The organism is Trichloromonas sp. (assembly GCF_041583255.1).
GTDB lineage: Bacteria > Desulfobacterota > Desulfuromonadia > Desulfuromonadales > Trichloromonadaceae > Trichloromonas.
In genome coordinates, this window is record NZ_JBFHGD010000083.1 from 1 (window position 1) to 13,386 (window position 13,386).

Annotated in this window: 12 protein-coding genes and 1 other RNA gene; all 13 read left to right on the forward strand. The window is 61.5% G+C overall.

All coding sequences use genetic code 11. The features are described from left to right. Positions 1–556, forward strand: a 556-nt coding sequence (locus ABYV89_RS08445) for a tRNA (adenosine(37)-N6)-threonylcarbamoyltransferase complex transferase subunit TsaD (protein WP_432822512.1), incomplete at its 5' end; no start/stop codon positions are given. Between the two features lie 11 nt (positions 557–567). After that, the gene (locus ABYV89_RS08450) at positions 568–1,050 is read left to right on the forward strand and encodes a DUF2062 domain-containing protein (RefSeq protein ID WP_432822513.1); all 483 of its coding nucleotides are present in this window, start codon (positions 568–570) and stop codon (positions 1,048–1,050) included. Positions 1,051–1,116: 66 nt separating this feature from the next. Beyond that, a complete protein-coding gene (rsmA, locus tag ABYV89_RS08455; protein ID WP_432822514.1) occupies positions 1,117–1,914 on the forward strand; it encodes a 16S rRNA (adenine(1518)-N(6)/adenine(1519)-N(6))-dimethyltransferase RsmA in 798 nt (265 codons plus the stop codon). A 14-nt stretch (positions 1,915–1,928) separates the two neighbouring features. Then, positions 1,929–2,804: a peptidylprolyl isomerase gene (locus ABYV89_RS08460; protein WP_432822515.1), complete on the forward strand. Its 876-nt coding sequence runs from the start codon at positions 1,929–1,931 to the stop codon at positions 2,802–2,804. Positions 2,805–2,904: 100 nt separating this feature from the next. Continuing rightward, positions 2,905–7,623 carry an NAD-glutamate dehydrogenase domain-containing protein gene (locus tag ABYV89_RS08465; protein ID WP_432822516.1) on the forward strand — a complete coding sequence of 1,573 codons (4,719 nt, stop codon included), beginning with the start codon at positions 2,905–2,907 and terminating at the stop codon, positions 7,621–7,623. A 108-nt stretch (positions 7,624–7,731) separates the two neighbouring features. Next, positions 7,732–8,316, forward strand: coding sequence for a flavin reductase family protein (locus ABYV89_RS08470; RefSeq protein WP_432822517.1), 585 nt, complete (start codon positions 7,732–7,734; stop codon positions 8,314–8,316). 302 nt (positions 8,317–8,618) lie between these two features. Further along, on the forward strand, positions 8,619–9,422 hold the full coding sequence (gene panB / locus ABYV89_RS08475; RefSeq protein WP_432822518.1) for a 3-methyl-2-oxobutanoate hydroxymethyltransferase: 804 nt from the start codon (positions 8,619–8,621) through the stop codon (positions 9,420–9,422). A gap of 81 nt (positions 9,423–9,503) precedes the next feature. Next, positions 9,504–10,355, forward strand: a complete 852-nt coding sequence (gene panC / locus ABYV89_RS08480) for a pantoate--beta-alanine ligase (RefSeq protein WP_432822519.1) — start codon at positions 9,504–9,506, stop codon at positions 10,353–10,355. 4 nt (positions 10,356–10,359) lie between these two features. Beyond that, on the forward strand, positions 10,360–10,764 hold the full coding sequence (gene panD, locus ABYV89_RS08485; RefSeq protein WP_432822520.1) for an aspartate 1-decarboxylase: 405 nt from the start codon (positions 10,360–10,362) through the stop codon (positions 10,762–10,764). 4 nt (positions 10,765–10,768) lie between these two features. Next, positions 10,769–12,037, forward strand: coding sequence for an amidohydrolase family protein (locus tag ABYV89_RS08490; RefSeq protein WP_432822521.1), 1,269 nt, complete (start codon positions 10,769–10,771; stop codon positions 12,035–12,037). 53 nt (positions 12,038–12,090) lie between these two features. Beyond that, entirely contained in the window at positions 12,091–12,534 is a 444-nt protein-coding gene (locus ABYV89_RS08495) for a SoxR reducing system RseC family protein (RefSeq protein WP_432822522.1), read from the forward strand. 6 nt (positions 12,535–12,540) lie between these two features. Further along, complete coding sequence (smpB, locus tag ABYV89_RS08500; RefSeq protein ID WP_432822523.1) at positions 12,541–12,996, forward strand: SsrA-binding protein SmpB; 456 nt, start codon at positions 12,541–12,543, stop codon at positions 12,994–12,996. 103 nt (positions 12,997–13,099) lie between these two features. Continuing rightward, positions 13,100–13,386: a transfer-messenger RNA gene (ssrA, locus tag ABYV89_RS08505) on the forward strand; the annotation flags it as partial.

The following is a 13,386-nucleotide window of genomic DNA, read 5'->3' on the forward strand; positions in this document are numbered from 1 at the left end:
CACGCTCGATGACGCATCCGGAGAGGCTTTCGACAAGGTCGCCAAGCTGCTCGGCCTCGGTTATCCGGGCGGCGTCCAGATCGACCGGTTAGCTGCTCTCGGCAACCCGCAGGCCATCGATTTTCCCCGCCCCCTGCTGCACAAGAAGAACTTCGATTTCAGCTTCAGCGGGATCAAGACGGCAGTTCTCAACCACGTCAAGCGGCATGATGGGCCGATAGAAGGCGAAGCCCTGCAGGATCTGGCGGCCAGTTTCCAGGCCGCGGTCGTCGAGGTGCTCTGTAAAAAAACCCTGCGGGCCGCCGCCGAAGAAGGGTTGGATCGAATTGTCGTTGCCGGCGGAGTGGCCTGCAACAGCGGGCTGCGCAGGGAGATGAAAGCCTTCTGCCAGAAACGGGGGAAGGACGTCTTTTTCCCTTCGCCGCTCCTTTGCGCCGACAACGCGGCGATGCTGGCAGTGGCCGGGGAACATTACCTTGCCGCCGGTCGTTGTGACCCCCTTGATCTCAACGCTCTGGCGAGCTGGCCCCTTGACCGGGTCGGTATTGTTCCCTAGCAGGCGACAGTATGTGGCGACGTTTCGGCCTTATCCGGCAAATTAAGCTCAATCTGCTGAAGTTCATCCGGCTTCGGGGGACTCCTGATGAAATTGCCAAGGGGATGGCCCTGGGTATTTTTATCGGCATGTCCCCGACCTTCGGCTTTCAGATGGCCATCGCCGTATTTTTTGCTTTTCTGCTCAAGGAAAACAAGCTGGCCGCCGTGCTCGGTGTGTGGATCACCAATCCGGTGACCGCACCCTTTATTTATGCACTCGAATACGAATCGGGGCGACTGCTCCTCGGCATGTCTCGCGTCAGCCTGCCGGCGGAACTGACCTTCGATTCACTGAAGGTCATGGGCTGGGAAGTCATGGCGCCGCTTGGGCTGGGCAGCCTGATCTACGGGCTGGCTTGCGCCGCCCTGGCGTTTGCCCTCACTCTAAGGGCGGTCCCTTTGGTCAAGGCCTGGAACGTTCCCCGCTGGCCCCGGCCGAGAAAAAAAAACTGACGCCTTTATCCGCCCGAAACCGCACCTAATTAACCGGTTTTTCCCATCCGGTTGTCAGAGTATTCTATGGATCATCGCCCTAAAAAACGTTTTGGCCAGAATTTTCTCCACGACCGGTCTGTGGTTGATCGTATCATGGCGGCTGCCGACCTGCAGAAAACCGACCAGGTCCTGGAAATAGGCCCCGGCCTCGGCGCGCTGACCGATCGCATGCTGCCACTGGTGGATCGCCTCCACGTGATGGAGCTGGACCGCGACCTGATCGACGGCCTGAACGCGCGCCAGGCCTCCAACCTGTGCGTGCATTCCGGCGATGCCCTGCGTATGGACTGGGACGAGGTGCTTGGCGCCGGGCCGGTGAAGCTGGTCGCCAACCTCCCTTACAACATCTCCAGCCAGGTCCTGTTCAAGCTCCTCGATCATCGCCAGCTCTTCGCCAGGGCCGTCCTGATGTTCCAGAAGGAAGTCGGCGACCGCATCTGTGCCCCTCCCGGCAATCGGGATTACGGCATTCTTTCGGTCTTCTGCCAGCTCTGGTTCGATGTGCGCCGGGTTGTCACCGTACCGCCCGGAGCTTTCAACCCTCCACCCAAGGTGACCTCGGCGGTGCTTGCCTTCGAGCCCCTGGCGCAGCCGCGCGTGCCGGTGACCGACGAAGCCTTTTTTCGCCGGGTGGTCAAGGGCGCTTTCGCCCAGCGCCGCAAAACCCTGCGCAATACTCTCACCTCGGCCGGATTCGGCTTTGACGGGCTGGAACAGGCGATGGCCGACATCGGCATCGATTCGGGCCGCCGCGGCGAGACTCTCAGCCTCGACGAATTCGCCCGGCTGGCCGCTGCGCTGGGCAAACATCTTTCCCATTAACCCAGGAGCCTTTTGTGTCCACGGATATCATCGCTAAAGTCAACGGGAGCCCGATCAGCCGGGCTGATTTCAACAATGCGGTCCAGGGGTATGCCATGGAACTGCACCGCAAGACCATGGAGCACCTCTCCGCCGACGAACTTTCCGCCATCGAAGAGCTGGCTATTGAAAAGCTGGTGGCTCGCGAGCTGATCTACCAGGAGGCCTTGAGTCGCGGGGTGCTGACCACAGCTGAAGCGGTGGCGGCCGAGATCGAGCGGCTCATGAAGAACTTCAACAGCCCCGAAGAGTTCTTCGCGACCCTGGAAAAGGCCGGCATTGACCAGGCGGCCTACCAGCGCATGATCCGCCAGGATCTCACCGTCAATCTCCTCACCGAACAGCAGGTAGCTGGTCTCCCCGAGCCCGACTTCGAACAGGTTGAGTCGGTTTACCAGGCGCACGCCGAGCAGATGAAGCAGCCGCCTCGGGTCCGGGCCTGCCATATCCTGCTGAAAGTCCGTGACGGGGAGCGGGAGGCGACCCGTCAGCGCATGGTTGAATTGCGGCAGCGCTGCCTGCAGGAGGACTTCGCCGAACTGGCGCGGGATGCCTCCGATTGTCCCAGCGCGGCCCGTGGAGGTGACCTGGGCTATTTCAAGCAGGGAGATATGGTACAATCATTCTCTGAGGCGGCCTTTTCCCAGCCGGTCGGGGAGGTCGGAGACATCGTCGAATCGCCCTTCGGCTTTCACCTGATCAAGGTACTCGGACGCGAGGAGGGAAAGGCCCTGTCCCTGGAAGAAGCGGCCCCGAAGATCCGCCAGTTTCTCAAGGGCGAGGCGGCGTCCAGGCATCTGCAGGCCTGGGTTGACGAACTGAAATCCAGTGCCTCCATCGAGATGGTATAGCGTCGCGGTTCCGCTGGGTCCAGTGTCTCTGGCCTGAGCCGGTGCTGCATATCCGTGAACTGTGAGGGGACTCGCCCTCTATTGCCCACAGGATGCCCTGATGATGCTCATCGAACCGCACGCCAGCAGCCTTTCCCGTAACGATCTGGAGCATCAATTCGCGGCGGCCCGGAAGATTCTCGAGCAGGGGGAGGTGGCTGAGAAGAACCGGCGGGCGCTGTCCCTGGCCGCAATTCTGCAAGAACACACCCATCCGTCGTATCTGCAACCGCTGTCACCGAAAAAACTGGCCGCCTGGGTATGGACCCTGCTCGATTTCATCGAGACCCGGGGCAGCGGGGTCGGTGTGACGCTCCTCCCCTTCATGGCCCGGCATGCCCTGCTGGTCACCAATGTTCCCGATGTGCCCTACCTGGTCGATTCCCTGCGCGCCTGCCTGTCCAGCCAGCAGCGCCGCTATTACATGGTCTGTCACCCGATGTTCAAGGTTGTGCGGCAGAAGGGGGCGGTGGCCGACCTCGGCCCGATCGAGGCCGGGGCGCCGACGGAATCACTGATCATCATGGAGGTGGATGCCGACGCCGAATCGGCGGCGGGACTGATCGAGTCGGTCCGCCAGGCTTTTACCGCCGCCCTGCGGATCGAACGCGATCGTGCGGCGCTCCAGGAGCGGCTCGAGTCGGTGCAGTCGTTGGCCGAGCAGGGGGGCTACGCCGATTTCTGGCACTGGCTCAAGGATGGCAATTTTCTTCCCTTCGCCTGCCGTCGCCACAGGGTTCAGGTCGGTTCCGGCGGCGCAGTGAAGATCAGCGAGGCGCAGGACGAGGCGTGCGGAATCTCGATCGCCGAGCAACCGCAGGAGCAGCTGCGTCAGCGCCTGTTGCGAGAGCGGGATGTGGTTGTGGAGCTGACGACAATGGTCAGCCCGGTGCTGCGGGCCGAACCGCTGGTCTGTGTCGGCTTTCGCAGGATGATCGCCGAAGGGGAGTGGGAAGAGCACGAATTTTTCGGCCTGTTTACCGAGAAAATGTTCGACGAACCGGCCATCCATGTGCCTGCCCTGCGCTATCGTATCGAGGCGGCTCTCGATTCTCTCGGTATCCCCAGAGACAGTCACGATTACCGCAAAACCGTCGAAATATTCAACACCTTTCCCAAGGTCGAACTCTTTTTCCTCAAGCCTGCCGAACTCCTGGATGCGGTTCGCTCTCTGGCCAGGATCTACCGCGACGCCGCGGTCCGGGTGGTGGTCACCTCCAGCCTGGCGGTTCGCGGTGTGACCCTGCTGCTGGTCATGCCCCGCAGCTTTTATTCGCCGGGCGTCATGCCCCGCATCGAAGCCTACCTGTGCCGTTATTTCGGCGCGCCCCGCGCCGAATCGAAAATCATCCACATCTCTTCCGACTATTCGAGTCACCACGTCAGCCTGACCCCCGCTTCCGACCAGGTGCGGGTCGACCTTGGCCGTCTCGAACGGAGCCTGACCCGGACCGCCAGGCCCTGGGACATTCGCCTGCAGGACCTGCTTGACCAGGCTTTCGGCGAAAAAGAGGGGCTTGCCCTGTGGCGCCGCTACGGAGCCGGGTTTTCCCGCAACTACCGAACCCTGGTCCATCCCCGCTTCGCCCTGCGCGATGTCCGGCAGATCGAAAAGGTGCTGGCCGACGGCAGCGAAATTTTTGATCTCTGGGGGCCCTTCAGCGGGCATGAGCAATACTACCGGCTGCAGTTCTACAGCCCGCGCCGCAGCTATCTCAACGAATTGATGCCGCTTCTCGAAAACCTCAACCTGACGGTGATCGAAGAGGTCGATTTCGGCCTGCAGCTGACCGGCGCTGCGGTCTACATCAAGAGCTTCGGGATCCGCTGCTGCGCCGGCGGCCGCGATCTTTCCGCGCAGCGGGACAACCTCCTTTCTGCCCTCGACGCCCTGCGGCGGGGGGCATCGGAGAACGACTACCTCAACCGCCTGCTGATCCCGACCGGCCTCTCGTGGCGACAGGTCGATATCTTTCGCGGCTATCGCAACTACTACTTTCAGCTCGGTTCGCCCTACACCAAGAAGCGGGTCGCCTTTGCCCTGATCAACAACCCGCAGGTGACGCTGCTGCTGTACCGATATTTCGAGGGCCGCTTCAGCGATCGCCCTGAATGGCGCGACCCGCTGGCGCGCGAAGAGCAGGTGCTGTCGCCGCTGCGCATGGAGATCGTCGCGGCGCTGAAGGACGTCGCTGACGTCAACGAGGACAACATCCTGCGCACCCTGTTCAACCTCATCGATTCGACGGTGCGCACCAACTTCTTCATTCGCTGCGATCGCCCCGATTATTTCTTTTCGTTCAAAATCAGCGCCATCGGCATCATCGACATGCCGGCGCCCCGGCCGCTGTACGAGATCTACGTCCATTCGGCGACCATGGAGGGGATTCACCTGCGCGGCGGCAAGGTCGCCCGGGGCGGCTTGCGCTGGTCCGACCGGCCCGATGATTTTCGTACCGAGGTGCTCGGCCTGATGAAGACCCAGATGACCAAGAACGCCCTGATCGTTCCGGTCGGTTCCAAGGGCGGATTCGTGGTCAAAACCCCGTATTCCGGCCGGGAAGAAGGCATGGCGCTGTCGAAGGCGGCTTACCAGACCCTGATCAGCGGCCTGCTCGACCTGACCGACAACCGGGTTGGCGATCAGGTGGTTCGCCCCCAGGGGGTGATTGCCTATGACGAGGAAGATCCGTACCTGGTGGTGGCGGCCGACAAGGGGACGGCACATCTTCCCGATACGGCCAACGCGGTAAGCCAGTCCTACGGGTTCTGGCTCGATGACGCCTTCGCCAGCGGCGGCTCCCAGGGGTATGACCACAAAAAGCTGGGGATTACCGCCCGCGGTGCCTGGGAGTGTGTCAAGCGCCATTTTCGCGAACTCGGCAGCGACATCCAGACCCAGCCGTTTACCGTGGTCGGTATCGGCGACATGAGCGGTGACGTCTTCGGCAACGGCATGCTGCTGTCGGACCAAACCCGCCTGCTGGCGGCCTTCGATCACCGGCATATTTTTCTCGATCCCAGTCCCGATCCGGAAAAATCGTTTGCCGAACGCCAGCGGCTTTATGACCTGCCCCGTTCAAGCTGGGACGATTATGACCGCAGCCTCGTTTCCGAAGGGGGCGGGGTCTATGCCCGCTCCGCCAAAGAGATTCCGCTGTCGCCCCAGGTGCGCAGCTGGCTCGGCGTACGCCATGAGTCGATCGATCCGCCGGGGCTGATCCGGCTGCTGCTGACCGCCGAAGTTGACCTGCTCTGGAACGGCGGTATCGGGACCTATTTCAAGGCCAGCACCGAGAAGAACGAGGAGGCCGGCGACCGGGCCAACGACGGGGTGCGGGTCGATGCCCGCCAGTTGCGGGCGAAGGTGGCAGGCGAGGGGGGCAACCTCGGCTTCACCCAGCGCGGCCGCATCGAATACGCCCTGGCCGGCGGGCGCATCAATACCGACGCGGTGGACAACTCGGCCGGGGTCGATTGCAGCGACCACGAAGTCAACCTGAAAATCTTCATGCAATACCTGCGGCAGCAGGGTCAGGTAGCGTCCCAAGAGGAGCGTAACCGCCAGCTCGAAGCGGTTACCGACGAGGTCTGCCAGGCCGTTCTGGCCAACAACTACGGCCAGAGTCTCTGCCTCTCTCTTGATCAGGCGCGCTGCCTGCGGGCGGTCGAATCATTTATTGACCTGTCCGACCGGCTCAGCCGGGCCGGGCTCATGGACCGCCGCGGCGAGTTTCTCCCTTCGGCCAAAGAAGTGCTGGCCCGCGAGGTGCGGAGTTACGTCCGCCCTGAGCTGGCGATCCTCATGGCTTACAGCAAGATGCAGATTTTCCAGGCCCTGCTGGCCAGCCAACTGCCGGAACAGGCCGGGGTCAGGGATTACCTGGACGGGTACTTCCCCGAGGCGATCAGCACCCGTTACCGCGATTTCCTTTGCGGGCATCCCCTGGCCCGGGAAATTACCGCCACCGTCATCACCAACACGGTGATCGACCGCGCCGGCAGCGCTTTTTTCAACGGATTGGTGCAGAAGCACGGGCTGGCACTGGTCGATGCGATTACCGTCTGGCTGGCCTTCGACCGGGTGGTCGACGGGGAAAAGCTGCGTCGGCAGATTCATGCCCAGGATAACCGGATGCCGACGGAGCGGCAGCGTGAGTTGCTGCTGAGCATTGAAGACGCCCTTGCCGCCCTGTGCGACTGGGCCATCGGCGACGGTATGAAGGTTTTGCCGGAGCCCAAACTGGTGTCTGAGCTGCGGGAAAAGCTGCAGGCTTTCGAGAAGGTTCTGGGCAGTATCCTGCCGGCCGAACAGTGGAGCCTCTGCAAGGCCTGCGCGAGGGACTGCGAAGAGGGCGGCATCGCGGCCGAATCGGCTCGGCGCCTTTCCATTTTGCCCCACCTGGGGGACTTTTTGCCGATCATCGTGCTGGCCGAAGAGACCGGCAGCGACCTCTATGCCGCGGCCAGGGCTTTTATCGATGTTCGTCAGCTGCTCGGGCTCGACGAAGTCCTCACACTCGCCCGGAATGTTCCGTTGCGCGACGGCTGGGACCGTCAGGCCCTGCTCGCCTTGACCGCGTCCCTGGCCGATTGCGGTTTCCGGCTGACCCGGATTGTTCTTGAACAGTATTCCGGCAACCCGGACGCCTGCCTCTCCGGCCGTCGGCGCGAGCTGAACAACTACCGGCGCCTGCGCGACAGTCTGCGCGCCACCACGCCGGTGAACTTTCACCCGCTGATGATTCTGTCCGCCTCCCTGGAGAATCTGGTGCCCTAAGATCTCACCGCGGTATTTCTGTCTGGACAACCGGGTTGCTGCCTGCTGGCGGCAGCCCGGTCTTTTTGCCGACCCTTGAACCGATGATTGAATTTCAGGAGATAGATCATGGAAAAACGTCAACTCGGACCCTGTGTCACCTTTTTCCCTCAGCCGACCACCCTGGTTTCCTCGGTGGGGAACGACGGGCAGGTGAATATCATGACCGCTTCCTGGGTCGGGATCGTCAGCAAGACGCCGCCGACCATGGCGGTGTCTCTCAATGTCAATCGCGCCACCTACGAACAGATTCGGCAGACCGGCTGTTTCGTGGTCAACCTGGTGCCGGCGTCCCTGGCGGTTGAAGCCGATTTTTGCGGCCTGAAGTCGGGGCGCGACGAAGACAAGCTGATAGCGGCCGGGCTGACCCCGGTGCCGGCCAGCAAGGTCGCGGCACCGCTTCTGGATGAATCGCCGCTCAACGTCGAATGTGTTCTGCGTGACGAGGTTGAGCTGGGCGAGTACCGGCTGCTGCTCGGGGAAATCGTCGAAATCCACGCGGCCGAGCAGGCATTTACCGAATCGGGCTCGATGGACGCCCGGGTCTTCGATCCGCTGGTGTATCTCGGCGGGATCCGCGAATACTGGAACCTGGGGCAGAAGCAGGCCGATGCCTACAAGGACGGTAAACAGTTGTTTGAAAAGAAGCCGTAAAGGTTTTCTAGTCTTTTCATGTGTATACGAGTTAGTGCTGGACAGTGGCGCGGGGCCTGTGATATAAAGGCCCACTTTTTAGAACGACTTAACCAGCGGCCGCCCGGAACCTGAGCCGGAGCAACAAGCCTGCTGGAATCATTACAAAACCGATACCGCCTGGATCCACGGACCGGGACGGAAGGTGACAGCTGGATGGGGGGCAGATGCCCTTCCTGTGCCCGCGTACATGCCTTTCGGACGGCTTCCGAAAGGCATTTTTTATTTTCCTCCGGGCGGTGTCAGAAGCAGGGTGTGACGGCATGAGCGATAACAAGACGATACTCGATATCCAGCGCATGAAGGCTCAAGGCGACAAGATCACCGTGTTGACCGCCTATGACTATCCCTTCGCCCGGCTGATGGACCTGGCCGGCATCGACATGATCCTGGTCGGCGATTCGGTCGGTTCGGTGGTTGCCGGCTACGACAACACCCTGCCGGTGACCATGGACGAGATGATCTACCATACCCGCGCCGTGGTGCGCGGCAGTGCCTCGGCCCTGATCATCGCCGACATGCCGTTTCTGTCGTACCAGGTCGACCTGGTCGAAGCCCGCCGCAATGCCGGCAGGTTGGTTAAAGAAGGCGGCGCCCAGGCGGTCAAGCTCGAAGGGGGCGAAAATGTCGCCGCGACCATCCGCGCCATCGTCGATATGGATATCCCCGTGGTCGGCCACATCGGCCTGACTCCTCAGTCGATCCACCGCATGGGCGGCTACCGGGTGCAGGGCAAGGAAGACGAGCAGGCCCGGCAGCTGCTGGCCGACGCTCGGGCGGTGCAGCAGGCCGGAGCCTTCGCCCTGGTGCTCGAAGGGATTCCGGCACCGCTGGCGCAGCGCATCACGGCCGAACTGCACATCCCGACCATCGGTATCGGCGCCGGGGTCCATTGCGACGGCCAGGTCCTGGTCATCCATGACATCCTCGGCCTGTGCGAAAAGTATTCCCCCAAGTTCGTCAAGCGCTATGCCGATGTGTCCGAAACGATCAGCCGCGGGATCGCCGACTACATCCGGGAAGTCAAGGACGGGGTCTTTCCCGGCGAGGAACATTCATTCAAGTAACAGGAGGAAGAAGGCAGGAGGGAGTAGGGAAAAGGGAGTGCAAAACCCCTTTAGCCCAAACCCTTTAGCCTCGCATCTTTCATGCAGATTATCACTGACCTTAATCAGATGCAGCAGCGCTGCCTGGCGGCCCGCGAGCAGGGGCGGCGGATCGCCTTCGTGCCGACCATGGGCTATCTGCATGCCGGCCATCGTTCGCTGCTCGAAGAAGGGCGCAAGCGCGGCGACCTGCTGGTGCTGTCGATTTTCGTCAACCCGACCCAGTTCGGCCAGGGGGAGGATTTCGAATCCTACCCCCGTGACCTGAGCAGCGACGCCGCCCTGGCCGAGGCCGCCGGCGTCGACCTGATTTTCGCCCCCGAAGCCCAACAGATGTATCCCCGCGGCTATGCCACCTACGTCGATGTCGAGGGGCTCACCGACACTCTCTGCGGGCGCAGCCGGCCGGGACATTTCCGCGGCGTCACCACGGTGGTCTGCAAGCTGTTCACCATCGTCCAGCCGCACCTGGCCCTCTTCGGCTGCAAGGATTTCCAGCAGCTGGCGGTGATTCGTCGCATGACCGCCGATCTCAACCTGCCGGTCGAAATTGTCGGCATGCCGATCGTCCGCGAAGCCGACGGCCTGGCGATGAGCTCGCGCAACGTCTATCTCTCGCCGGAAGAGCGCACCCGGGCCCTGGCCCTGGTCGATGCTCTGCGGCTGGCCGCAAGGCTGGCCCATGGCGGCGAACGTTCAGCGGCAGCCATTATCGAGGCGGTTTCCGCGCGCATCCTCAGCGAGCCGGATGCCCTTATCGACTATATCCAGATCTGCCAGAAGGACAGCCTCGAAGACCAGTCGGTCGTCGGTCGCGATTCGGTGCTGCTGCTGGCGGTCAAAATCGGTAAAACTCGTTTGATTGACAATAATTATCTCTTTGAGGAGGTATGAACTGATGACGACGCGCAAAATGCTCAAGTCGAAGATTCACCGTGCCACGGTCACCGGCGCCGACCTGCATTACGAGGGGAGCATCACCATCGACCCGCTGCTGATGAAGCAAGCCGACATTCTCGAAAATGAGTTCGTCGATATCTGGAACGTCAACTACGGCACCCGTTTTTCGACCTACGCCATCGCCGGACAGCCCGGCAGCGGCACCATCTGCATCAACGGTGCGGCGGCCCGCCTGGTTTCCAAGGGAGACCTGGTGATCATCGCCAGCTGGCAGGACATGAACGAGGTCGAGGCGCGAGCGCACAAGCCGAAGCTGGTTTTCGTCGACGAGCAGAACTGTCAGGTCGATCTTGAGAGAAAACATGAAAATCCCGGCCAGGGTGACCTGAAAAAGGCCATCTGACCTCGTGGCTACTCTCTTTCTTTCTCGTTACCTGGTCCCCGTCAGCTCGGCACCCATTGAAGACGGCGCCCTGCTGGTCAGCGAGGGGAGAATCGTCGGGGTGGGGAGCCGCAGAGAACTGACCGCAGCCTCTTCGGGGGCGGCGGTCGTTGACTTTGGCGATGCCATCCTGCTGCCCCCCCTGGTGAACGCCCATACCCACCTGGAGCTGACCCATTTTCCCCGCTGGGCGCAAAAAGCCGGCCAGGGAGACGGGCCTACCGGTTTCGTCGACTGGATTCTGCACGTCATCCGGGTAAAACGGGCGGTTGCGCTCGAGCTCTTTGAACCGTCGCTGGCCGCCGGAATCGAAGCGTCATTCGCCGCCGGCACCGGGGCGGTCGGCGATATCCTCTCGTACTTCCCGGCCCGGCAGGCCTATGTCAACACGGCGCTCCGGGGGCACCTCTATCTCGAGACCCTGGGACGGGAACCGTCCATCGGCCGCAAGGTCCTTGCCCGTATCGGCGGTCTGCTCGATGAAAAGCGGGCCGGCCAGCTCAAGCTCGGTATCGCGCCCCATTCGCCGTATTCCGTCTCTGGCGAGTATCTCGAACATATTTTCGATTTCGCCCGCCGCCGCAAGGTGCCGACCACCCTGCACCTGGCCGAATCCCCGGAAGAAACCTCTTTCGTGCACGATTCCAGCGGGCCGCTGAAGGAGCAGCTCTATCCCTTTGTCGGCTGGGAGAGTATGGTTCCGCCGCCGACCCGGCGCAGTCCGGTGGCCTTTGTTGAGGCCTGCGGCGGACTGGTCCCTTCGTGCCTGCTGGCGCACGGGGTGCAGGTTGATGCCAGCGATGCCGGCAGGCTCGCCAGGGCCGGTTCGACCCTGGTCTGCTGCCCCCGCTCCAATGCCCGTCTCGGTGTCGGCAAGGCTCCCGTCGAGCTGTATCGCCAGGCCGGGGTGCCGCTGGCTTTGGGCACAGACAGCCTGGCCAGCAGCGATTCCCTGTCGGTCTGGGACGAAATGGCTTTTGCCCACAGCTGGTTCGAAGGGCGCCTGGCGCCATCCGAGCTGCTGGCCATGGCCACCATCAATGGCGCCAGGGCGCTCGGCGTCGCGGCCGACCTCGGCGAACTCAAGGCCGGCCTCGGCTGCAATTTCCAGGTGCTGACACCTGCTGTTCTCCCAGCGTTCAATGATCTAGAACGCTTCCTTTGTTCACCCGGGCGCAGCGCCGAGGTGTCTGCCCTGTTCCTCGATTCATGGGATGTGTTGCAAAAAGGCTGAGCAGTCAGTATAATCCCTTCTCCGTTCAACCCGATGCCAGACCGGAGTTTACAATGATCGAAGAAGTCGGCACCATCGTTGAGCTGAAAAGCAAGTCGGTAGCAGCGGTCCTCTGTAAGAAAAGCAGCATGTGTGAACACTGCGCCTCTGCCGGGCTCTGCCACATGGGTGACGACAACCGTTCGATGCAGGTTGAGGCACTTAACCAGCTCGGCGCCGAAGTCGGTGACCGCGTCCGCCTGGTGACTTCGACCCGCAGTTTTCTGCAGTCGTCCTTCATCCTTTACATCGTGCCCCTGGTCGCGCTGGTCATCGGTGCGGCGGCCGGTGAACTGATCGGCTGGTATGTGACAGTCGGGATTGACCCCAACCTGCTGGCCGCCCTGATCGGCTCGGCCTTTTTCGCCGGCTCCTTCCTGATCATCCGGGTCGGCAGCCGTGCCATTCCGCGCGAGACCTACATGCCGCGCATTGTTGAAATTATCAGAGAAGAGTAAAGCCTGATGGGCATCAAGATTATCGCCAGCAATAAAAAAGCCTATCACGAGTACTTCATCGACGAAGTGTATGAAGCAGGGCTCGTGCTGACCGGCACCGAAGTCAAGTCGCTGCGGCTCGGCAAGGTCAATCTCAAAGAAGCCTTCTGCCGTATCAAGGACGACGAGGTGTTCATCAACAACATGAACATCAGCCCCTACGAGCAGGGCAACCGGGAAAACCACGACCCCACCCGGGTGCGCAAGCTGCTGCTGCACCGCGAAGAGATCGCCAAGATGACCAGGAAGGTCGAGGAACGCGGCCTGTCGCTGGTGCCGACCAAAATCTACTTCAAAGACAGCCGGGTCAAGATCGAGATCGGCGTCGGTCGCGGCAAGAAGCTGCACGACAAGCGCGAGACCCTCAAGTCGAAACAGGCCGATCGCGAAACGGCCCGGGCCATCCGCGACCATTCCCGCTAGGGATAAATAATTGGAATTTTCGGCTTTTTTGTGGGATAATGTTTTCACCTTCTGAAGAAGGTGAATTGATCAACCATCACGAATAACCAATCACAGCATTCATGGGGGTGCCAAGGTTTCGACGGGGATTGGAAACGAAGGTGGCATGCCGGGGACGCCAGTGGGCCTCGATAAAAAACTGGCATCAATACAAACGCCGACACTGACGTTTCGTACGCACTGGCAGCTTAATTGCTGCCACGTCTCTTCTCTCATCGCCCGCGTGGGTTTAGAGACGTCAATTTAGCTGGCTAGCTTTTGTGAAGGTCTGTGGCGCAAAAGCGAAATCAAAGCAGAATCGCCGTTCACGTATCCTGTCTGCGGGAGCCTTGACCGGTTAAATTCAATACA

Excerpts from the sequence above, each read along its gene's own strand:
- ABYV89_RS08495 (WP_432822522.1), top strand. The coding sequence starts at position 12,091 with ATGATCGAAGAAGTCGGCACCATCGTTGAGCTGAAAAGCAAGTCGGTA.
- ABYV89_RS08450 (WP_432822513.1), top strand. The coding sequence starts at position 568 with ATGTGGCGACGTTTCGGCCTTATCCGGCAAATTAAGCTCAATCTGCTG.
- panD (WP_432822520.1), top strand. The coding sequence starts at position 10,360 with ATGACGACGCGCAAAATGCTCAAGTCGAAGATTCACCGTGCCACGGTC.
- rsmA (WP_432822514.1), top strand. The coding sequence starts at position 1,117 with ATGGATCATCGCCCTAAAAAACGTTTTGGCCAGAATTTTCTCCACGAC.
- panC (WP_432822519.1), top strand. The coding sequence starts at position 9,504 with ATGCAGATTATCACTGACCTTAATCAGATGCAGCAGCGCTGCCTGGCG.
- panB (WP_432822518.1), top strand. The coding sequence starts at position 8,619 with ATGAGCGATAACAAGACGATACTCGATATCCAGCGCATGAAGGCTCAA.
- ABYV89_RS08465 (WP_432822516.1), top strand. The coding sequence starts at position 2,905 with ATGATGCTCATCGAACCGCACGCCAGCAGCCTTTCCCGTAACGATCTG.
- ABYV89_RS08470 (WP_432822517.1), top strand. The coding sequence starts at position 7,732 with ATGGAAAAACGTCAACTCGGACCCTGTGTCACCTTTTTCCCTCAGCCG.
- smpB (WP_432822523.1), top strand. The coding sequence starts at position 12,541 with ATGGGCATCAAGATTATCGCCAGCAATAAAAAAGCCTATCACGAGTAC.